General features: G+C 68.5%; 1 pseudogene. It reads left to right on the forward strand.

Going from position 1 to position 647, the window contains the following annotated elements:
- A pseudogene (locus tag B4M60_RS01440) lies at window positions 1-647 on the forward strand (DNA-directed RNA polymerase subunit beta); the annotation flags it as partial.

A 647-nucleotide genomic window follows, 5' to 3' on the forward strand; every position in this document is an offset into this window, starting at 1 on the left:
CGCGAGGTGCGCGACACCTCGCTCAAGGTGCCGCACGGTGAGTCCGGGAAGGTGATCGGCGTCCGCGTGTTCTCGCGCGAGGACGACGACGACCTGCCCCCCGGGGTCAACGAGCTGGTCCGCGTGTACGTCGCGCAGAAGCGCAAGATCCAGGACGGCGACAAGCTCGCCGGTCGCCACGGCAACAAGGGCGTGATCGGCAAGATCCTCCCCGCCGAGGACATGCCCTTCCTGCCCGACGGCACGCCCGTGGACATCATCCTCAACACGCACGGCGTCCCGCGTCGTATGAACATCGGTCAGATCATGGAGACCCACCTCGGCTGGCTGGCCAAGGCGGGCTGGGAGGTGCCGCGCGACACGGAAGGCTCCCTGCCCGAGTGGGCCACCAAGCTGCCGGAGGAGATCCACCACGTCGAGGCCGGCACCAACACGGCCACCCCCGTCTTCGACGGTGCGGCGGACACGGAGATCACCGGCCTGCTGGGCTGCACCCTCCCGAACCGTGACGGTGAGCGGATGGTCAAGGCCGACGGCAAGGCCACCCTGATGGACGGCCGCTCCGGCGAGCCGTTCCCGTACCCGGTGTCCGTGGGCTACATGTACATCCTCAAGCTGCACCACCTCGTGGACGACAAGATCCACGC

It is taken from the genome of Dietzia sp. UBA5065, from assembly GCA_002415925.1.
Classification (GTDB): Bacteria; Actinomycetota; Actinomycetes; order Mycobacteriales; family Mycobacteriaceae; genus Dietzia.